21 protein-coding genes are annotated in these 19,401 nt (G+C 39.1%); 9 read left to right on the top strand and 12 right to left on the bottom strand.

The window, feature by feature from the left end:
* Positions 1-177 precede the first annotated feature (177 nt).
* The 3 genes from udk (at position 178) to RB214_RS18550 (ending at position 3,059) form a co-directional block, all read left to right on the top strand.
* Positions 178-810 (top strand): uridine kinase, encoded by a 633-nt coding sequence (gene udk / locus RB214_RS18540; RefSeq protein WP_024596281.1) that lies wholly within the window; start codon positions 178-180, stop codon positions 808-810.
* Between the two features lie 17 nt (positions 811-827).
* A complete protein-coding gene (locus RB214_RS18545) occupies positions 828-2,054 on the top strand; it encodes a NupC/NupG family nucleoside CNT transporter (protein WP_290192974.1) in 1,227 nt (408 codons plus the stop codon).
* A 294-nt stretch (positions 2,055-2,348) separates the two neighbouring features.
* A complete protein-coding gene (locus tag RB214_RS18550; RefSeq protein ID WP_309169437.1) occupies positions 2,349-3,059 on the top strand; it encodes a transporter substrate-binding domain-containing protein in 711 nt (236 codons plus the stop codon).
* 446 nt (positions 3,060-3,505) lie between these two features.
* Here the strand turns inward: RB214_RS18550 and RB214_RS18555 are convergent, their stop codons facing one another.
* From RB214_RS18555 to RB214_RS18605, 11 genes are all read right to left on the bottom strand, one after another.
* Positions 3,506-3,715 (bottom strand): cold-shock protein, encoded by a 210-nt coding sequence (locus RB214_RS18555; RefSeq protein WP_002959120.1) that lies wholly within the window; start codon positions 3,713-3,715, stop codon positions 3,506-3,508.
* Between the two features lie 240 nt (positions 3,716-3,955).
* On the bottom strand, positions 3,956-4,672 hold the full coding sequence (locus RB214_RS18560) for a hypothetical protein (protein WP_309169438.1): 717 nt from the start codon (positions 4,670-4,672) through the stop codon (positions 3,956-3,958).
* The gene (locus RB214_RS18565) at positions 4,669-5,409 is read right to left on the bottom strand and encodes an iron transporter (protein ID WP_309169439.1); all 741 of its coding nucleotides are present in this window, start codon (positions 5,407-5,409) and stop codon (positions 4,669-4,671) included. Before RB214_RS18565 ends, RB214_RS18560 begins: the two co-directional genes overlap by 4 nt.
* Positions 5,396-5,749 (bottom strand): cupredoxin domain-containing protein, encoded by a 354-nt coding sequence (locus RB214_RS18570; RefSeq protein WP_290192978.1) that lies wholly within the window; start codon positions 5,747-5,749, stop codon positions 5,396-5,398. The genes RB214_RS18565 and RB214_RS18570 overlap by 14 nt, the downstream gene beginning before the upstream one ends.
* Positions 5,742-7,055: an ATP-binding protein gene (locus tag RB214_RS18575; protein ID WP_309169440.1), complete on the bottom strand. Its 1,314-nt coding sequence runs from the start codon at positions 7,053-7,055 to the stop codon at positions 5,742-5,744. Before RB214_RS18575 ends, RB214_RS18570 begins: the two co-directional genes overlap by 8 nt.
* A 26-nt stretch (positions 7,056-7,081) precedes the next feature.
* Complete coding sequence (locus RB214_RS18580; protein WP_002959133.1) at positions 7,082-7,741, bottom strand: response regulator transcription factor; 660 nt, start codon at positions 7,739-7,741, stop codon at positions 7,082-7,084.
* Positions 7,742-7,748: 7 nt separating this feature from the next.
* Positions 7,749-8,396, bottom strand: a complete 648-nt coding sequence (locus RB214_RS18585) for a hypothetical protein (RefSeq protein ID WP_182768638.1) — start codon at positions 8,394-8,396, stop codon at positions 7,749-7,751.
* Positions 8,397-8,417: 21 nt separating this feature from the next.
* Positions 8,418-9,188 (bottom strand): SDR family oxidoreductase, encoded by a 771-nt coding sequence (locus RB214_RS18590; RefSeq protein ID WP_182720259.1) that lies wholly within the window; start codon positions 9,186-9,188, stop codon positions 8,418-8,420.
* Complete coding sequence (locus RB214_RS18595; protein WP_182720258.1) at positions 9,185-9,874, bottom strand: TenA family transcriptional regulator; 690 nt, start codon at positions 9,872-9,874, stop codon at positions 9,185-9,187. Before RB214_RS18595 ends, RB214_RS18590 begins: the two co-directional genes overlap by 4 nt.
* The gene (locus RB214_RS18600; RefSeq protein ID WP_309169441.1) at positions 9,867-11,336 is read right to left on the bottom strand and encodes an AMP-binding protein; all 1,470 of its coding nucleotides are present in this window, start codon (positions 11,334-11,336) and stop codon (positions 9,867-9,869) included. The genes RB214_RS18595 and RB214_RS18600 overlap by 8 nt, the downstream gene beginning before the upstream one ends.
* Entirely contained in the window at positions 11,333-11,986 is a 654-nt protein-coding gene (locus RB214_RS18605; protein ID WP_309169442.1) for a thermostable hemolysin, read from the bottom strand. The genes RB214_RS18600 and RB214_RS18605 overlap by 4 nt, the downstream gene beginning before the upstream one ends.
* Positions 11,987-12,530: 544 nt before the next feature.
* Here RB214_RS18605 and RB214_RS18610 point away from each other — a divergent pair.
* The 6 genes from RB214_RS18610 (at position 12,531) to RB214_RS18635 (ending at position 18,079) form a co-directional block, all read left to right on the top strand.
* Positions 12,531-13,568 (top strand): IS110 family transposase, encoded by a 1,038-nt coding sequence (locus RB214_RS18610; protein WP_309167389.1) that lies wholly within the window; start codon positions 12,531-12,533, stop codon positions 13,566-13,568.
* Between the two features lie 276 nt (positions 13,569-13,844).
* Positions 13,845-14,468 carry a fused MFS/spermidine synthase gene (locus RB214_RS18615; protein ID WP_007583564.1) on the top strand — a complete coding sequence of 208 codons (624 nt, stop codon included), beginning with the start codon at positions 13,845-13,847 and terminating at the stop codon, positions 14,466-14,468.
* The gene (locus RB214_RS18620) at positions 14,461-15,345 is read left to right on the top strand and encodes a fused MFS/spermidine synthase (RefSeq protein WP_309169443.1); all 885 of its coding nucleotides are present in this window, start codon (positions 14,461-14,463) and stop codon (positions 15,343-15,345) included. The genes RB214_RS18615 and RB214_RS18620 overlap by 8 nt, the downstream gene beginning before the upstream one ends.
* A 133-nt stretch (positions 15,346-15,478) precedes the next feature.
* Positions 15,479-15,946, top strand: a complete 468-nt coding sequence (locus tag RB214_RS18625) for a MarR family transcriptional regulator (protein WP_002959150.1) — start codon at positions 15,479-15,481, stop codon at positions 15,944-15,946.
* An 8-nt stretch (positions 15,947-15,954) separates the two neighbouring features.
* The gene (locus tag RB214_RS18630; RefSeq protein WP_309169444.1) at positions 15,955-17,019 is read left to right on the top strand and encodes an HlyD family secretion protein; all 1,065 of its coding nucleotides are present in this window, start codon (positions 15,955-15,957) and stop codon (positions 17,017-17,019) included.
* 10 nt (positions 17,020-17,029) lie between these two features.
* Positions 17,030-18,079 carry a DUF2955 domain-containing protein gene (locus RB214_RS18635; RefSeq protein ID WP_309169445.1) on the top strand — a complete coding sequence of 350 codons (1,050 nt, stop codon included), beginning with the start codon at positions 17,030-17,032 and terminating at the stop codon, positions 18,077-18,079.
* Positions 18,080-18,215: 136 nt separating this feature from the next.
* Here the strand turns inward: RB214_RS18635 and RB214_RS18640 are convergent, their stop codons facing one another.
* The gene (locus RB214_RS18640; RefSeq protein ID WP_309169447.1) at positions 18,216-19,373 is read right to left on the bottom strand and encodes a benzoate/H(+) symporter BenE family transporter; all 1,158 of its coding nucleotides are present in this window, start codon (positions 19,371-19,373) and stop codon (positions 18,216-18,218) included.
* Between the last annotated feature and the right edge of the window lie 28 nt (positions 19,374-19,401).

A 19,401-nucleotide genomic window follows, 5' to 3' on the forward strand; every position in this document is an offset into this window, starting at 1 on the left:
ATTCTAGGTGGTTACTTTATCCGCTGATCGATTTTTCCGTACAGGACAAAAGTCCTGTTTCATAAAACCTAAACATTATAAATTTGCATTCTTAAGCGAAGCAAAAGAGATTAATCGTGTCTTTTTTGCTATTGTGATCTACCAACAATATATCCTTCTGTGTGGGTGAGAACTTTAGTGACACGAACTACTATTATAGCTATTGCAGGCGCGTCTGCGTCGGGCAAATCTCTTTTTAGCCAAACTATATACAATGAATTGGTTAATGAGCTTGAACCAGGCGCTATCGCCATTATTGAAGAAGATGCTTACTACAAAGATCAGTCGCATTTACCAATGGCGCATCGTACGCAAACGAATTACGACCATCCTGATGCATTTGAACATGCGTTAATGCTTGAGCATTTAACACAGCTTCGTAGTGGAAATTCAGTTGAAGTACCAACGTATGATTATGCACAGCATACACGTAGCGAGAAAACCCGCCGAGTGCCTGCTGCTAAAATACTCATTGTTGAAGGTATTTTATTATTGAGTGACAAAGCGCTTAATAAAGAATTTGATATTAAGGTGTTTATAGATACGCCTTTAGATATTTGCTTAATGCGTCGTATGCAACGTGATATGGAGCAACGAGGCAGAACATTACAATCTGTTGTTGAGCAGTACCAAGCAACTGTTAGACCGATGTTTTATCAATTTATTGAGCCTTCTAAGCATAACGCAGATTTAGTTGTGACTCGAGGCGGTATGAACCGCGTTGCGATTGATATAATAAAAAGTAAGATAAAATATTTACTACAAGAATAACAACGGGAAACATTTGTATGACAACATTTATGAGCTTAGTGGGCATGTGTGTGCTGCTAAGCATTGCCTTTGCGGCATCAACTAATCGCAAGGCAATTAATTTAAGAACCGTTGGTATAGCATTTGCGATGCAAGTAGTTATTGGCGGTTTTGTCCTGTTTTTTGAAGCAGGAAAAAATGTGTTAACGAGCATGTCAGCAGCCGTATCGTCGGTTATTGGTTATGCAAACGACGGTATTGGTTTTTTGTTTGGCCCACTTGCCTCACAAGACACATTAGGTTTTATTTTTGCGATTCAAGTTTTGCCCGTTATCGTGTTTTTCTCAGCACTTGTTGCTGTGTTGTATCACCTTGGCATTATGGATTGGATAATTAGGATTTTAGGTGGCGGTTTACAAAAGTTATTGAAAACCTCTCGCACAGAATCGCTTTCAGCGACGGCAAATATTTTTGTTGGCCAAACTGAAGCACCGCTGATAGTTAAGCCATTTATAGCAACAATGACTAAATCGGAATTGTTCGCAGTAATGGTAGGTGGCTTAGCCACTGTGGCAGGCTCTGTAATGGCCGGTTACGTTATTATTGGCGTAGATCTTAAGTATTTAATAGCAGCGAGCTTTATGGCTGCTCCAGGTGGTTTTTTAATGGCCAAGATGATTGTGCCAGAAACTGAAACGCCTAAAGATAACTTAGCTGATTTAGATTTAGATGACGAAGATAAGCCTGTAAATGTAATTGATGCAGCTGCATCAGGTGCAGCAAACGGTATGCATTTAGCACTTAATGTAGGTGCAATGTTACTTGCTTTTGTAGCGCTAATTGCACTACTAAACGGTTTATTAGGTGGTATTGGCGGGTGGTTTGATTACCCAACATTAACGCTTCAAGAAATATTAGGCTATTTATTTGCTCCTGTTGCATGGTTACTCGGTGTACCGTGGGATGAAGCAATTATAGCCGGCAGCTTTATTGGTCAAAAGATAGTAGTGAACGAGTTTGTTGCTTACTTAGACTTTATAAATTATCGCGATACGTTAAGCGCGCACACACAAGCAATTGTTACTTTTGCTCTATGTGGCTTTGCTAACTTATCATCGATAGCCATTTTACTAGGTGGGTTAGGCGGTATGGCGCCTAGTCGGCGGAAGGATATCGCACGCTTAGGGCTCAGAGCAGTGTTAGCAGGATCTATGGCTAACCTTATGAGCGCAGCAATTGCTGGGTTTTTCCTCTCGCTAGCTTAGAAACTTATTGAGATGAACACCGGTGTTGCAAAACAAGAGGATAGCGCTTTAAGGGGTTAAAGCTCTATCTGACTTGAACGATACTTCACCAAGGGCCGCAAGGCCCTTTTATCGTTTTAAGCCTTCCATATTAATACACTCCACAACCTTCAAGCTATTTAACCTTATTTATGGTTATACATAACTTAAATAAACCAATATCTTAGTAACAAATTCACATAAATATTTTTTGTGTTTTTCGTATTTTCAGCCACACTTATATCACTTAAGCTAACCGATTAACGATCCGCTATTGTGAAATATATTCTTTATTCTCTTTTTTTAATTTGTTCTGTATATGTTCAAGCAAAGGAGCCCATCCTTGTTGTTACAGAGTTAGCACCGCCAAATCAGGTGTTGATTAATGGTGAGGTAGCAGGTGAAGGTACTCAATTTATCAGAGATATATTTGCTGAGGCTGATCTAACACCTAACATTCAAATGTACCCTTGGGCACGTGCTTATAAAATTGCAGATGAGCTTAAAAATACCTTTATATACAGCCTTGCACGCACTCTAGAGCGAGAAGACAAATTTTATTGGATAGGACCTGTCGGACGTTTTGAACTAGGCTTTATTGGCCTATCAGAGCGAGATGATCTTATTATAAACACTACTGAACAAGCCAAAGTGTACAAAATTGCTATGCAGCGCAATGACTTTTCAACACAAACCCTCGCAAAACTGGGGTTTGAAGTTGTTTTAACCTCTGATATTCAAAAGTCATACTCTTTACTACTAGCTAAAAAAGTAGATTTAATTGTAGATGATCCTTTGTTCATGCAGCAGATGAGTGATTATCTAAAGCTCAAACCAGCACACTTAAAGTTTATTTATAAAATAGATGAGCTAACAATTGATGCTTATTTAGCTGCGAATAAAAAAACAGATATGCATTTAATAGAAGCACTGCAAGCTGCATTTTTAAAAATAAAGCAAATAAAAGGGCTCCCTTATGAAAGATAAATCATTGAAGGTAAGTATGCTTATGGGCGACAAAATCATCTTTCATTTTTAACTTTTTATATTCTTTGTTAAATCGCTTTATGACACACAACTACTTACTTATTAAATACGATGCAATTTAGCATGCGCACAAATAGGTAATTTTTGCAGCCTTACAGCACCTTTCCCACTTTATAGTCAAAGGTCCCAGCTAATGCATTACTGTAAATATGAGCCAAGAATTAGATCTATTTTCTTTTTAAAAAATTATAAGAAGAGAAATGGGCGGTATTAATCACAAGCTTAAACTCACTTGCATTAACACAATTGCTTAAAAGAATGGCTTAGAAGAATAGAAAAACAAATACTAGGAGGGGCTAATAACAGGCGTTGCTTGGTTTATGTCAAATTTCAGACACAAAAAAAGCGCCTTAAGCGCTTTTTTTCATTTTACTTAAAAAGTAAAATTATACAGCTGTGATGTTATCAGCTTGTGGACCTTTTTGACCTTGTGAAAGAGTGAACTCTACACGTTGGCCTTCAGCTAAAGTTTTGAAACCTTCGCTTTTGATTGCTGAGAAATGTGCGAAAACGTCTGGGCCATTTTCTTGCTCGATGAAACCAAAACCTTTAGACTCGTTGAACCACTTAACTGTACCTGATACGATGTTAGACATTGTAATATCCTGATATAAAATAAAAAATATGCTCATAAGAGCGGGTGTAGCAAAAAATGAGATGGTACTTTAAAAACTTCAGGACGGTACTACAAGTATTACTTATACAACATCGAAATGGAGATTTATAGCTTACATGCTTTCTTTCTAGCTGAAGCCCACTATATAGATTTTTTAAAATATGTCAAGTACCTATCTATAATCAGAGTGATAAACAACCAAAACCGCTTTCCTTGGTTATTAAAATTCAAATTCTAATGCGAGCCTAAAACTATGATTTTTTTCTGATTGGCTTATCTCAGTGATGAAACCCGCTTCCCATTTTAACTGCTTTTGTCCATCGAAACGCTGCAAACCTATAAACCCAGGCCCTATGCCTACAAAGTCTTCTCCTACGTACACCTCAATAGATGGCTGAAAAGCAGAACGGTAGCGATAGCGATATTGCGCTCTAAACTCACTTTCCCATTCATTTTGAATACCCTGCCCCCACTCGTACACTAAAAAGGCATTCATAGTTAAGCTTGTTTTGCCAAACTCTTTTTCTATCACAAAACCCGAAGTTGCTTCATACACATTTTCATTATGTTTTTTTTCAAGCTCAAATAATGCCCCCCAATCAGCCCATAATTTACCTTGCTCAATTAATTGCCAGCGTAGTTCAAGCTCATAAGCTTCTAAACCAAAGTCGCCGTTGTCATCTCGCTCACCAACTATGTAACCTTCTAGTGCCATTGTATCGTTAATAGCTCCACCACCACCCAAACGCTGCGCTAGTATGTTGCCACTATCTGTTTGGTGCGACACTAACCGCCATTCAAACTCTCGCTCAAAAGGTAAAACATAGGGGTGATATACCTTATCAACAACAATTCCATCGGCCTTTGCTGGGATTGAAAGTACCAACAAACAAAAAACGGTAAAGCTAAGCGCTAAATATAGGTTGAGTGCTTTCATACACGTTCCTTAGATATTGAAGCCAAAATAACATAACAAAGTGATAAAAATATCACGCTACTTGTACTATATATAAGTACACTCATTAAATCAGGAGTGGCCTCGTAACCAACAAGGGCACGCAATACGCGGCCTAGCTCAGAGTTTTCGCTTAATACGTCGCGTAAATCCCACACGGTTGCGGTGTTGGTAATTAAGTCTATTTGGCTTGCCAAATCCAGTGCAACTAATAACTTAGCCGCGCTGTTAAAAGCAAGCAAAGTAAAAAGCGGATACATACCAAAGCGGTGCTTAATTGCATTCATTAAAAAGTACAGCAATACGCTAAAACTTAAACAAATTCCAACACCTAATAAAGTGCCAATAAATAAGCTTTGCCCTGCATCATTACTTTGCCAAAAACTGGTGAGGTAAATAATATAGTGGCTTAAATACATTGTTATTGTGCTTATAACAGCAATATAAAAAGCCGCTGATTGTTGCTTTATTGCAAATACTAATACGGCTATAAATATAGTAATACATAGCCCTATTTGTGAGTACTCTAGCCCTTGGTGTTCAAACCACTGGCTCACCCATGATGCACTTTGCATGTACATAAACGACATGAGCGCGCCAATTAGTAAAGCAGATCCTATTTTTAAAGCGCTTTGTTTTTTAACCACTTGTAGTAGCACTAATAAAATAGCCACAGGTAGCAATTGATTAAGACTCATGACTAAACTAGTTATTAGCATGCTGCGCCCCTTCATCGCTAACTATAACAACGCCCCTTGCTGTATTGGGCGAAAACTCACCAAAAAATTCGTAATACCCTTTACTAAGCGGCCCTATATAAATAATGCTTTTACGGTTTGGGTAGAGTACTTTTTCTCTGTTTAGATCAAAGCTATCAAACTCTTCTGGTGTGCTATCTTGGTTTTCTATCAATAGTTTTACTTTTTTATTCGCGGGAATGGTAATTTGCGAGGGATAAAACAAATGATCTTTTAAAATAATAAGGTACTCTTTACTCGCCGCGTTAAACGACAAAAATAGCAAACAACAAAGGCACCAATTAAATAAACGTTTAGTCACTTTTTACTCCTGTAAAAGTAACCTTAACGGTTAGTCCGCCTAAAGGGCTATTCGCTAAATGAATACTTGCGCCATAAATAGCAATTATATGTTGAACAATCGCCATACCTAAACCGGCACCTTGCTCGCCTGATGGATGCTGATCGCCACCTACGCGATAAAAGCGATTGAATATTCGCTCTTTTTGCTCTTCAGTCATACCCGCACCAGAATCATCAATTTGCCAACTAAAGCCGTTATTACTTGATACTAATTTAATTATAATTTGACCATTATTAGGTGTGTACTTTATGGCGTTGCTAAGTAAATTAGCGATGAGTGTGGTTAATGTAAACTCATCACCATTAATAATAAAATCATCGCCTTCAAGACTAATTGTTTGGTTTTTTTCATCTATTTTGTCATATTGCTCCGATACGACTTGCTGAGTAATCGTTAGCAATGACTGTTCACTAAACTGCTTTTGCCATTGTTCAGGCTGAGTGCGTCCTAAAATTAGCATTTGCTCAACAATATTACTTAAGCGATTAATGCCCTGCGACATAGCTTGTAATTCTTGATGGTCTTGCAGATTACTTTGTTTATTAGCCAAATTATGTACATTAATTTTTAAACTACTAAGCGGGGTACGTAATTCGTGAGCTGCATCTGAGGCAAAAAAGCGCTCCCGTAAGTAGGCAGTTTCTACGCGTTTAAATAAGTCGTTTAAACGATTAATAACCGGTTTAATTTCCTCGTCGGTTACTTGCCAGTTAATTGGCGTAAAGTCGTTCGCTTGGCGAGACGCCAACTGCTTAGATAATCGAGTAAGAGGGGCTAATGCGTATTTAACAAAAAAGCTAATAAAAATAGCAAGCAGAGGGACTGCCCATAGCATAGGTAACATTGCAGATAAAATAACGGCTTCAGCTAATTCAAAACGCTTTGCCATAGGTTCAGCAACGATGACTTTACGGGTGTTTTTACTCATCACAAATACCCGCATACGCTGCCCTGCTAGATTGGCCGTTTGAAAGCCCTCGCTAAAACTAATTTGGTTATTCGTTAAACTCGATGAGCCACTAAGTAAATTATTATTTTGCCAAATTTGATACAACAACTGAGCGCTATTATTATTTACTTGTACTGCATCTGTGCTTAGTGCCAATGGTTGCTCAATTAAAACGCCAGCCACTATTTTAAGTTCATCATCAAGCAAACTTTCGCCGTGGTGCATACTTTTTTGATAGCCTTTTACTAATGCTAAAAAGCAAGTTAGCACCATCATTGAAAGTAAAATTAAGGTCAGACGTTTACGAATTGACATTTTCAACCTCGAAAAACAAATACACTCTAACGCTTACCAACCACGTAGCCAATGCCACGTAAGGTTTTAATAAAATCACTAGGGAATTTTTTACGAAGATGATGAATATGCACCTCTATGGCATTAGAGCCGACTTCTTCACCCCATTGGTAAAGTTTGTTTTCGAGTTGTTGTTTTGACTGTACCCTTCCCTGATTTTCCATTAGCGCTTTTAAAAGCATGTATTCTTTTCGCGGTAGTGTAAGTGACTGCCCACTTAGTTTAACTGTATGAGCAGAAGTATCCATTACTACATCACCACAGCGTAATAAGCTTGATTGTGTTTGGTTAATACGCCGACTTGCTACACGTAAACGGGCAAATAGCTCAGCGGGGTCAAACGGCTTTGCAAGGTAATCATCTGCCCCCATATCGAGCCCTTGGACTTTGTCGTCAATACTGCCGCGAGCAGTTAAAATAACCACCGGTATTACTTTTTTTTGTGCTTTAATATACTTTAAAACTTGCGAACCGTCGCCATCAGGCAATCCTAAATCGAGAATAACAAGCTCAATCTCACCACTAGAAAGGCACTCTAAGGCGTGCTTTACTGTGCCACTGTGCTCTACGCTGTAGCCCTCTTGGCGCAAAGAGCGAATAAGCCCTTGCGCCACTAAATGATCGTCCTCAACGAGTAATAAATGCATTATCTGTTTATCTTTTTAATTTTTTATCTACTTTTGCCAATAGCTGACTTATTGCTTGTTGACGATATTTATCTGCTTTTGCCCGAGTATCACGAATCCCAGCAGCTTGTGCTACAACTAGTCGCACTTTAGCTTGTTTATAATCGCCTTCGTCATACAAGTATTCACCGTATAAGTAATTAGTATCAATGCCTTCGAGATTAAAAGCGAGCGCTTGTTTAAATAATTTTTCAGCTTTGTCGTCATCACCAAAACCAATTGGCCAACCAGGTACTTTGCTATAAAGCGTTGCAAGGCTTGCGTAAGCTGAGCCATTTAATGCAGTGCCATCAATCGAGAGTGCATTTTCGAGTGACGCTTTTGCTTCTTTTGCTAAACCAAGTGCGCCCAAGCCCCCTTTTGCGCCAGCAAAGCTGGCTAACACAATACCATTCCAAATATGTGTTTGCGCTGAGCTTGGATAGTTTTTAACAAATAATGCGCTTTGCTCACTTAGTTGCGTAAACGCGTCTATTTGCGCATCGCCTTCAAGTTCGTAATTAGCAATTGCCCACTTTTGTTGAATATCGGTTAAGTCTTGCGCTTCATCTGCGTGTACTGCAGTTGCAAATACAGAGGTTAGTATTAAATAAAATGCGAGTGTAAATTTATACATAATTTTGCCCTTGTGTGTTTGTTAACTTAAAAAACGTTTAATTTTAGGAAGTTGCTTTGCAATAGCGTTATCAACAACGCTTGGGAATACGCCATTTATGCGTGCAAATAATTTTTCAGGAAAACCAATAAAGCGCCTTGTTTGGTTTGAACTTATAAGTGCTAATAACTCTTGAGCAACTAATTCTGGCGAGTCCATTTTATTACCGAGCTCTTTATTCATTGCCCTCGCTTTACTGCTATTAATAGATGTATCTGTTGCTCTTGGTGCTAAATAGGTCACTTTAATGCCTGAGCCGTTAAGCTCACGCGAGAGCGCTTCTGTAAAGCCACGTAAACCAAATTTACTGGCGCAATAAAGCGTTTGAAACGGGTAGCCAATACTGCCAAACGATGATCCGACGTTAACAATGGTGCCTTTGGTATACGCTAACTGTCCTAAAAATAGCTGGCATAATTTAATAGGCACCGACAGATTAGTAATGAGCATATTATCTATTTGCTCATTACTTGTGTGCTCAATGCTTTGCATCGTATTTATACCTGCGTTATTAATAAGTAATTTAACGCCGCCGAGTTGCTTGGCTTTTATTGCTAGGTTAATACGTGCTGTATCGTCGGTTAAATCGCCCGTAAATATTTCACTGTCTGGGCATGCACGGCTCAGTTTTTCAAGAGCTTGGGTATTTCGCCCTACAAGTAGTAACTTCCACCCTTTTGCATATAGGGCTTTAGCAATCGCTTGCCCTATTCCGCCTGTTGCACCAGTGAGCACACACAAAGAACTACTCATGCCAATTTGCCTTGTGCACTTGCTTTAAAAAATGGTTCGTCATCGAGTCCACGAAATATATCGCCGTATAAACGATAAAAGCGCTTTGCACCATGAAGTATGGCTTGCTGATCCGCCTCGTCTGTTATTTGGTTCATTAGGTTTTCAAAAAACTTTACATGCTCTATATCAAGCGCGCCGTGAGAGGTTAAATAACTAAATGCTTTTTTAGGTAAACCCACAGCATTTGCAATATTTGAAGCCGCGCCATCCGCAAGCGCTATAGAAGTGCCTTCAAGCACATGCACCATGCCAAAAAAGCTCAACGGATTTTTACGTGCAATGGAGTCGTACGCATACGACACCATCATTTCGGTAGCAAATTGCGGCTGACTACACCGTACTGTTTCTTTGTCAAAACCACAGGCTGCAATGTCATTAAGTACCCACTCTTGATGACCAATCTCTTCTTCAATATATTCTGCGACTGCTTCGCGCAGCCATTCTTGTTCGTCGGTTAATCGTGCACCAACCGACATCATTAATGGCACAGTGTGCTTAACATGGTGATACGCTTGCGCTAAAAACGAGGCGTATTCTTCAAGTGATGCTTCGCCTTTAAAAACACGCTGGATAATCGGCGCTGCAAGCAGGTAGTTTTGCTCTTGTTTAGTTTGCTCTTTAAGGGTGTTAAAAAAATCACTCATTAATTACTTCTCCAAGTCGGTAAAATTGCTCAAACACAGCATGGTACTGCTTACTTATGGCATCTCGTTTTGGGCGATTATTTGTTGTTAATAATCCTTGTTGCACACTTAATGGGGCAGCTAAACGATGCCACTTTTGAATTCGAGCATAGTCGGGTAGTTGTTTATTAATTTCGCTAATGTACTGCGCTAACACTGGGTTACTTAGCTTTGTATCGGCGTAAATAATGGCACTGAGAAAAGGTCGCCCCTCACCAAACACAACCGCTTGTAAAATACCGCTTTGACTGAGTAATAGTGATTCAGGCCACTCGGCACTGATGTTGCGACCCATGCTGGTAATAATTAGGTTTTTTAATCGGCCTTTAATAAATAAAGTATTTTGATGCTGCTCGACTAGATCGCCGGTTGCATACCACTGGTTTTTATTGTGAGGTTGATGGTTTAAGTAACCTAAAAACAAATCGCCTTTTATAAAAAGCTGGTCATTTTCAATTTTGGTTTGAATATGAGGTAACACAGAGCCTGCACTGTGAAGGTTATCGTTTGTGGACGTATTTAAACTAACGACAGATGCCGCCTCAGAAAGTCCATAACCTTGGTATACTGGTAAATTTAAGCTACGCGCTTTGGTTAATAGCATTTCGCTGACAAGCGCACCACCTACGGCAATAAACTGTAACGAACTAGGCGGTTGCCACCCATCTTCTGCAAAAGTAACTAAGCATGCTAATAGTTCAGGCACTAAAATAAGCGTATTTGGCTTAACTTTATCAATAGCAGCTATAAGCTGTGCGGGCTGTTTTAATGCAGTACCAACAAAGCCTAATTCATTTAACGGCATTAAATGCACTGTACCGCCACTTTTTAAAGGGGCATACACACCGGCTATATTTTCAAGCAATACAGCAAGTGGTAATAAAGACAAATGAACAGGCTTTTTAATGTTAATTTTATCGCACAGAGATTGCGCTACCTGCATTTGACTCTTTGCAGATAAACACACGCCCTTTGGTTGCCCGGTTGATCCTGATGTAAATGTTACTTTTTGAGTTTCTGGGAAATAACTGACGGGTTTAGCTACAACGATTTCGTAAATATATAATGTGTAACACTCAAATAAAGTAATTGATGCAGCCGGCTCCCCAAATAAAGGGTTTAGTGTGTCGCTCATAAATACATTAGCGCCACATTGAGCTAGTACATATTGAGTTTGTTGTTCACTAAAAAAGTGAGCAATTGGCACAGCCACTTTATTAGAAACTGCAGCAGCGGCATCAATAACAAGCCAAGCTGGCGTATTATCGAGCTTATAAGCAACACATTTGCCGTTAAAGCTATATAGTATTTTTACTACTTTTTGTATTTGCTGGTTAAACTCATCACCGTTAATTTCAAGTATTTGCTCTTTATTATGGGCAATAATTAATGGCGGTACTGAATGTGTATTATAGTAATTCATACGTTCACCAATGCATTTACCAAAGAATTGATATTTGAGTGGTTTTGCTGCGTCAAACTATAAAGCATTGGGGTATTTAATACTTGTTGGTGAGCTTGCTCTAGGCTCACAATGCATACTGTTGGTTGGTTGGCGTAATAGCTGCCCCACTTTAATGGGTTCTCAACTACAAAACTGCTCGCAAGTGCAATTTCAGTACACGTAACACCAAGTAAGCGCAATAAAGCACGCACTTTGTTGGTTGCACAAAACACTAAATGTTTTGCCCCCACACTTTGCAGAGCTTCGTTAACAATAATAAAATGTGCAAGTGTTGCTCTTCGGTTTGTAGAGCAGAGATTACCAAGTTCAAAAATCTTATTGCGAGAAATGCTCTCATCTAAAAAATCTTCAACGGGTGATGCTAAATATTGCTCAATAAACAATGGCGAAGTTGCTTGCCTTAGCCCTAACGTGCACTTTCCTTGCTCGGTAACGTATTGGCAAAGTAGTGGCATAAAAGAAGTAAGCTTAGCGTTATACGCAACTAAAAAACCTTCTTTCACTGTGTTTTCGAGATTTTTTCGATGCACATCATCAATACGAGCACTAATAAATTGACTGTTATTTTGTGTTAAACCTAATGATGTAGAAGTGTGGGCTAATTGCATAAGCTCGCTCATTTAAACCTGTTTATATTTCAGGGTTTAAACTTAACGAGTGAAACTTAAAGAAAACTTAAGAAAATTAATTTAAATGAAAAAGCGTCTTAAGTGTTAAATCGCGAGGGCCTAGGCAAGCTAAATAGATCAGAATTCAACTAACTAACAAATTGCTATAACAAAACTTCTTTTTTAAAATTAAACTTAGGTTAATTATTACCCCAGGGCCTATTTATCTTTCGAGGTTGAGTTTGCAGCAGTATGTTTGGTTTTTAGGCAAGGCAGAGCCTATGTAGTGTGGTTATTCCCCATTAATGGGCGATAACGCAGCATAAAGACCAAACATGCGCTGCCCTCAGGGTTCTTTCTAGGGACGATTAACTCTTTGTTGCTCGGTTTTTACTTAGCCCACTAGGTTACAAACCTCGCGCCGCGATTAAATCGCCCCTAGATAGAACAAATTTTAATCCTGAAAGGTCAACAGATGTATGGACTCCCACTTCCCTCAGGAGTAACGTAATAAGCGACCAAACTTTTACCAAGGAGCCCATACATGTTTGATTGTAATGTAATCGCAATTGATTTAGCAAAAAATTTATTCCAGGTCTGCAAAACAGATAAAAATGGAAACGTTATTTATAACAAAGCAATCACAAGAGCTAAACTTAAAGAGTTGTTAATTAAAGAGAAGCAATCTTTAGTTGCTATGGAGTCGTGTGGCGGAACACATTATTGGGCACGCTTTGCTAAACAAGCTGGTCATCAAGTAAAAGCAATTAATGCACGACAAGTAAAAGCATTTCGTCAAGGACAAAAAACAGATGCTAATGATGCACTGGCTATTTCTGTTGCCGCTCGTCAGCCTCATATTAAAGAAAGCCGATTACTTTCAGTGCAGGACCAATGCCTGCAAGGCATTGAATGTATGCGTGATTTATTGGTCAAACAAAAAGTAAGTTTAAGTAATCAACTCAGAGGCTTGCTTTTGGAGTTAGGGTACCCAATAGCTCAAGGTGATACCCCATTAATTCACGCTATACCAGAGATACTAGAAGACGCAGAAAATAGTTTAACATCCTCATTTCGCTTTTCAATTCACCTCCTTTTTCAACGCTTTAAGGAGACAATTGAAGAAGCAAAGCTGATTGAAAAACAACTGCATGAAATAGTTAAAGAAGATAAAGCCTGCAATCGCTTACAAGCCTTAGAGGGAGTCGGCCCAGTCTGTGCAATCTTGATAAAAATAGCGCTAGGTAATGCGACACATTTCAAAAGTGGTCGAGAAGCCGCCGCTTGCTTTGGTCTAACACCTGTACAACATAGCAGTGGTGGTAAAGAAAAAATAGGCTCGATATCTAAAGTGATAGGAAATAAGAAGCTGCGAAGTGCTTTGTTTAAAGGTGCATTAGCTGTTGTTTCCCAACTAGAAAAAAGAGAAAGTCGCAGTGAAAAAGATGTATGGTTAAAAGCATTAACCGCGCGTCGAGGAAAGAAAGTCGCAGCAATTGCTTTAGCGAATAAAACGATAAGAACGGCTTTTGCAATGCAAAAGCATAATAAAGAATACCAGCCACAATTACTTGCGGCTTAAAATTTGTCAATAAGAGCGCTTAAAATAGGTAAGACCAACCTTCAATAGACTGTTAGGGTCTGAAGTTTCATAAACTGCTCAACAGAATAGTCATGAAGGTGCGAATACATAAGAGGCCAGAGGTAGCCCCTCATTTGAGCCCGTATATAAGCTAGCATCTAAATTTATTTTAACTTTTTCTTTTTGACATTTACGGGGAGTCCATATAAGGCCCTAGCAGCTTTGTATGCATCACGTTAGTATAGTGTTCTACTTAAGTTACATAACGATAATTACATGAGCATAAAAACAAACGCGTTAATTTACTTTTTAGCTTTTTGCAGCGGCTTTTGCATAATGGGCATTGAGCTTTTAGGTGGGAGAATTCTTGCCCCCTTTTTTGGCAGTAGCGTGCATATTTGGGGCAGTATAATTACTGTGTTTATGCTTAGTTTATCTTTTGGGTATTTACTTGGTGGTAAACTCAGCACTAAAAATGCATCCCTTACCAAATATGGTTTAATATTTTTAATTGCCAGCATTATGGTTGTGCCTATTACATTATTTTCGCAGCCTATAATGGAATTTATATTTACCCATATTGAAGATAGCCGCTACGGCTCACTCTTAGCGTCAACTGCTTTATTTTTTATACCTACCGTTATTTTAGGCATGATCTCGCCCTACTCTGTGCGCTTACTGGTAACAGATAGCGATAAAAGCGGCCAAGTGGCTGGGCGTTTATACTTTGTAAGTACGCTTGGCAGTGCCCTGGGTACTATTATTACTTCTTTTTACTTTGTACTCGCGTTTGACGTGAATACAATTATTAGCGCCTTTGCTTTAACACTTGGGGCACTGGGTTTAGTCGCGATTGTTATTAATACCTTGGTTAATAATAAGGGGCTTGCTCATGCTTAAATATTTGCTACTGCCATTAATTGTGTTGTCAGGTTCTGCGTTTAGTAAGGTTATTCATGAAGAACGCTCGCTTTATCGCAATATTATTGTTGAAGAAACGAGCGACTTACGTTGCCTTAAATTTAATACTAAAAGTAGCCAAACAAGCCAAAGTTGCATGTATAAAAGCAATCCCGACAAACTTGTTTTTAATTACACAAAATTGACGTTTGCGAGCCTTTTAGTAGCCGACAACCCTAAAAGTGTACTTATTATAGGATTGGGTGGCGGTACACTTTCTAACGTTATTCATGAGCTATACCCCACTGCAAATATTCATAATGTTGAAATAGATCCTGCAGTAACTAAAGTTGCACGCGATTACTTTAACTTTATAGAAAACGATTTAGTGACATCAAGCGTGCAAGATGGCCGTATTTTTATAAAACGTGCCGCTATTAAAAAGCAAAAGTATGATTGGATTATTTTGGATGCATTTAACGGCGACTATATTCCGGAGCATTTGCTTACTAAAGAGTTTTTTGAAGAAGTACAAAGCGTATTAGCCGAAGGCGGTGTTATAGCTGCAAATACGTTTTCAAGTAGTAAACTTTATGAACATGAGTCGGCAACTTACCACGCTGTATTTGGCGACTTTATAAATGTAAGCCGCGAAAATCGTAGTAATCGTATTATTTTAGCGGGACTTAAATCAATGCCGAGCGAAGCGCAAATTAACACGCGTGTAAATGCTCTCGCCCCTAAATTAGTAAAATACGGTATAGACATAAAAGCGATTAGCCAATTTATGCAATTTACTAAAAACGACCAAGATTGGCCCGCAGATACAAAAGTACTTACCGATCAATACTCCCCTGCTAATTTACTTAACTTTTAAACTCCTGCTAAACCTCACCATTTTTACAAGTGAGGTTTGGCAAATATTTTACCATTTCCCTCTCTTTCATATATTTACTTAGCAAGCTAAGTAATGATAAAATAGTTAGCTTGCTAACTATGTTGGGATGGCTATGCCTACACACAAACCTTTTCACGAAACGCTCGATTTAACTGTTATCGGTAATATGGGCCGAGTTCATCGCTTATGCCGCGAAGCGGTAACCATTGCGGTTGAGCCTTTAGGGCTTACTCAATCGCGCTGGACTGCACTAATGCATATTAGTATGCGTGGTGAGGGACTAACACAACTTGAGCTTGCTAATAGCTTAGGGATAGAAATGCCTTCATTGACTCGTACGCTTAAGCAATTAGAGGAGCAATCGTTAATTGTTCGCCGTGTAGACAAACATGATAAGCGCAGTAAAAGACTCTATTTTACTGAGCAAAGTGATGCCATTTTACATTCATTGCAAGAGACTATTTCCGATATAAAAAATCAGTTATACAGCGGTTTATCTGTTGAGCAACTAGATGCGATTGCATTTGGTTTGATCAAAATGGAGCAAAACGCCCTTAAATGTATTCAAGTTAATAAGTAAGGCTAAAAATGACACCGGATCAAAAGTTTGCACGCTATGTAAGGTTTTCTCTCATAGGGTTTATCTTAGTATTTATTTACTATTTAGTGGCCGATATGGTTTTGCCTGTGACACCACAAGCACGTGTTTATCACCCTGTTGTGCAAATATCACCGCAAATTAGTGGCCGAGTCACTAGTGTGCAAGTTAGTAATAACCAATCAGTTAAAGCAGGCGATATATTATTTAGTATCGATGAAGGCCCATATAATTTAGCTAAAGAACAAGCTCAACTCGCCCTTGATGATGCCAAATTACAAAATAAACGCCTTGATACCAATGTTAAAGCGCTTGAGGCACAAATAAGTGCAGCAAACGCTAAACAGCATGAGCAAAAACTATTAAAAAGCAGAGGCGAAAAGCTCTATAAGCAAAAGTCTATATCGGAGCAAGAACTTGAAAGCATTCGTGCTAATTTTGAAGCGAGTAAAGCAAATGTTGCAGCCCTTGAAGCGCAGTTAGCTGAAGCGGTTTTAGCTAGAGGTGACTCAGGTAACAAAAACTTAGCCATGCGCCACGCTGCAAACCAGTTAGCGCAAGCTGAGCTAAATTTATCCTACACAAAAGTGCGCGCATTAAGTGACGGCGTAGTTGCTAACTTACAATTATTAGACGGCGCATACGCAGTTGCAGGCAGCCCATTATTAGCTATTGTTGCTAAAAAGGCAGATTTAGTTGCCGACTTTAGAGAAAAGTCACTCTCAAATATGAAGCAAGGCACCCAAGCGCGCGTAGTATTTGATAGCCGTCCAGGTGAAATTTACGACGCAATACTTGAAACATTTGAAGCAGGCGTTAGCAGTGGTCAACTTAGTGCTAATGGTTTACTAAGTACAACAGAAACCAGTAATCGTTGGGTGCGTGATGCACAGCGTCAACGCATTCACTTAAAGCTGATAAATCATCAAGACTTAATAGCAAACATGCCTAGTGGCTCACGTGCAACAGTACAATTATTACCAGAATCAACAATTGGGCAATGGTTTGGCTCTGCACAAATCAGGTTTATTAGCTGGTTACACTACATTTATTAATGGAGGCTTTATGACTCAAATTGTTAGCCAAGGCCCACAATTAGACTCCAACGGCCTTCGCCAAGCACTGCGCATTGCAGGTGGCTGTACCCTTGGCTTTACTATTAGTAAATTAATGAACTGGCCCAATGGTATATTTTTTACCGTTTATCCTATGTTGATATTGGGCATGGTACCTACGTTAAGTCGTGGGCTTATAAATCAATTTATAGCATCTGCTGCATTTAGCGCACTTATAGTGCTGATAATGCAGGGATTGTTTTCTCACTTGCCAGTCGTTATGACATTGTTAGTGTTTGGTGTTTTCTGCTTTTTATTTCATAAAATGAGTAGCGGTAGTGCCTTTTTATTCGGCGCTTTAGGCGTGATTAGTCTTTCTATTCAGCTACATTTTTCCAGCTATGTTGATCAAGGAAGCAGTATTTATCCGTTAATCTTAACTAATGGTTTGGCTATATTTTTAACCGTTATTATTGGAGCATTAATGCATGGCCTATTCCCTGATGTAACCGCAAGGCCCGGGCGAGTAATGCCAGCTAAAGCAAAAGAAAGTATTCGCCATGAGGTATTGTTATGCTCAACCGTGGCTACGCTCTCTTTTGTTGTTTTTCAGGTTCTTGATTTACAGGACTCAATATCTGCGCAGGCAGCTTCTGTGCTTATTTTATTTTCGTTGTGCTGGAAAGCTGCAGGTATGGCCGGTTGGCAGCGAGCAATTGGAACGCTTATAGGCTGTAATGCAGCGTTACTATCGCAACTATTTTTGTATAGTCACTCTGATTTTTTACTTTTTCCGATGGCTATTTTATGGATACTTTCGTTTGTTTTTGCGCGCTTTCATATTTTAGGCGGAGGCATACCTGGCATTGGTTTTGGTGTATTGACTACATTTGGTATTTTGTTTGGAAATTCACTCGGGCCAGGCCAAGATCTTGTTTATAGTGCAATGTACCGGTTTAGTTCGGTATCTGTGGCTATAATCTCAAGCTTATGTGTTGTGTATGTTATGCACCATATACTTAATCGGTTTAGCGTAACTCGCCATCATACTTATGATTGATAAACCCTGTTATGTAAAACTAAAGGCTGCAATTGCAGCCTTTTTAATAAGCTTGGTTAAACTATTTTAATGATATAAATAAACTATAATTTTGTTTTAAATGCTCACCAGCAGCTCTTTGTACACAATAAAGCTTTTAGTCTTTTTGGGTGATAAGGAGCGTAAGTACACCCGCTATAATTCCCCAAAAAGCAGACCCCACTGATAGCAATGTTAAGTTAGATGCTGTTACTAAAAAAGTAACAATTGCGGCCTCCGTATATTTAGTACTACTAAGGGCTTGCTGCAAACTATTAGCAATAGTGCCAAATAGCGCAATGCCCGCCAAAGCTAAAATAAGTGCCTGCGGTAAACTTGCTACCAACCCAACCAATGTAGCCGCGCACAGCGCCATTAAAATATAAAATACACCACCGGCAATACTTGCCCAATAACGTTTATCATGATTTTCATCCGCTTCATCACTCATACAAATAGCAGCGGTAATAGCGGCTAAATTAATAGAGTAGGCTCCAAACGGGGCACTAAGCATATTTACAAAACCAGTCACATTAAGAGATGCAGATATAGGCGCTTTATATTTGTGCGCTTTTAAAACAGCAATGCCCGGTAAATTTTGCGAAGTCATGGTAACTATATAAAGTGGTAAACCTATGCTAATACATGCTTGCAAGTGAAAAGCGGGTTCAATATAAGCAAATTCGCTCATTTTCCAGTGCAGTGCGCTGGTATCAATATGGCCCATTTGCCAAGCGAGTAATACACCTATAATAAGCACGCTTAACATAGCAAAGCGGGCAAAAAAGCGTTTACCAATAAAGTACATAACGACCATTAAGCCAATTACTAAAGGCATGTCGTTCATAAAATTAAACACATCGATACCAAAGGTAACAAGCACGCCGGCCAACATGGCGCATGCAAGCTCACTTGGAATACGGTTCATTATTTTTTCAAACCAGCCCGTAACCCCCGACAAAAACACGAGCAATGCACTGAGCATAAACGCGCCAATAGCCTCGTTTAAGTTATACCCTTGGGCACTTGAAATAAGTAATGCAGCTCCCGTGGTAGACCACGCAATTAAAACAGGTACTTTGTAATAGTACGATAAACCAATTGACGTTGTGCCCATCACTAAACCGAGCATTAAAATCCAACTAGCTACTAAATCGGGCGTACCACCAAGGGTTATTACTACCTGATAAATTAATGCAATAGAACTCGAAAAACCAATAATTACCGCCACAAGTCCTGCTGTAATTCGGTTAAGCAACTGATCAGACACCTTCATAAATTCCTCGTAATGCATTTATGCAGCA

It is taken from the genome of Pseudoalteromonas sp. HL-AS1, from assembly GCF_031198785.1.
Classification (GTDB): domain Bacteria; phylum Pseudomonadota; class Gammaproteobacteria; order Enterobacterales; family Alteromonadaceae; genus Pseudoalteromonas; species Pseudoalteromonas distincta.

Coding starts and splice junctions, on each gene's coding strand:
- RB214_RS18565 (WP_309169439.1), bottom strand. CDS start 5,409: ATGCTAATAACTAGTTTAGTCATGAGTCTTAATCAATTGCTACCTGTG.
- RB214_RS18585 (WP_182768638.1), bottom strand. CDS start 8,396: ATGTATAAATTTACACTCGCATTTTATTTAATACTAACCTCTGTATTT.
- RB214_RS18635 (WP_309169445.1), top strand. CDS start 17,030: ATGACTCAAATTGTTAGCCAAGGCCCACAATTAGACTCCAACGGCCTT.
- RB214_RS18605 (WP_309169442.1), bottom strand. CDS start 11,986: ATGCAATTAGCCCACACTTCTACATCATTAGGTTTAACACAAAATAAC.
- RB214_RS18625 (WP_002959150.1), top strand. CDS start 15,479: ATGCCTACACACAAACCTTTTCACGAAACGCTCGATTTAACTGTTATC.
- RB214_RS18555 (WP_002959120.1), bottom strand. CDS start 3,715: ATGTCTAACATCGTATCAGGTACAGTTAAGTGGTTCAACGAGTCTAAA.
- RB214_RS18630 (WP_309169444.1), top strand. CDS start 15,955: ATGACACCGGATCAAAAGTTTGCACGCTATGTAAGGTTTTCTCTCATA.
- RB214_RS18560 (WP_309169438.1), bottom strand. CDS start 4,672: ATGAAAGCACTCAACCTATATTTAGCGCTTAGCTTTACCGTTTTTTGT.
- RB214_RS18580 (WP_002959133.1), bottom strand. CDS start 7,741: ATGCATTTATTACTCGTTGAGGACGATCATTTAGTGGCGCAAGGGCTT.
- RB214_RS18610 (WP_309167389.1), top strand. CDS start 12,531: ATGTTTGATTGTAATGTAATCGCAATTGATTTAGCAAAAAATTTATTC.
- RB214_RS18545 (WP_290192974.1), top strand. CDS start 828: ATGACAACATTTATGAGCTTAGTGGGCATGTGTGTGCTGCTAAGCATT.
- RB214_RS18600 (WP_309169441.1), bottom strand. CDS start 11,336: ATGAATTACTATAATACACATTCAGTACCGCCATTAATTATTGCCCAT.
- RB214_RS18620 (WP_309169443.1), top strand. CDS start 14,461: ATGCTTAAATATTTGCTACTGCCATTAATTGTGTTGTCAGGTTCTGCG.
- RB214_RS18640 (WP_309169447.1), bottom strand. CDS start 19,373: ATGAAGGTGTCTGATCAGTTGCTTAACCGAATTACAGCAGGACTTGTG.
- RB214_RS18575 (WP_309169440.1), bottom strand. CDS start 7,055: ATGTCAATTCGTAAACGTCTGACCTTAATTTTACTTTCAATGATGGTG.
- RB214_RS18615 (WP_007583564.1), top strand. CDS start 13,845: ATGAGCATAAAAACAAACGCGTTAATTTACTTTTTAGCTTTTTGCAGC.
- RB214_RS18590 (WP_182720259.1), bottom strand. CDS start 9,188: ATGAGTAGTTCTTTGTGTGTGCTCACTGGTGCAACAGGCGGAATAGGG.
- RB214_RS18595 (WP_182720258.1), bottom strand. CDS start 9,874: ATGAGTGATTTTTTTAACACCCTTAAAGAGCAAACTAAACAAGAGCAA.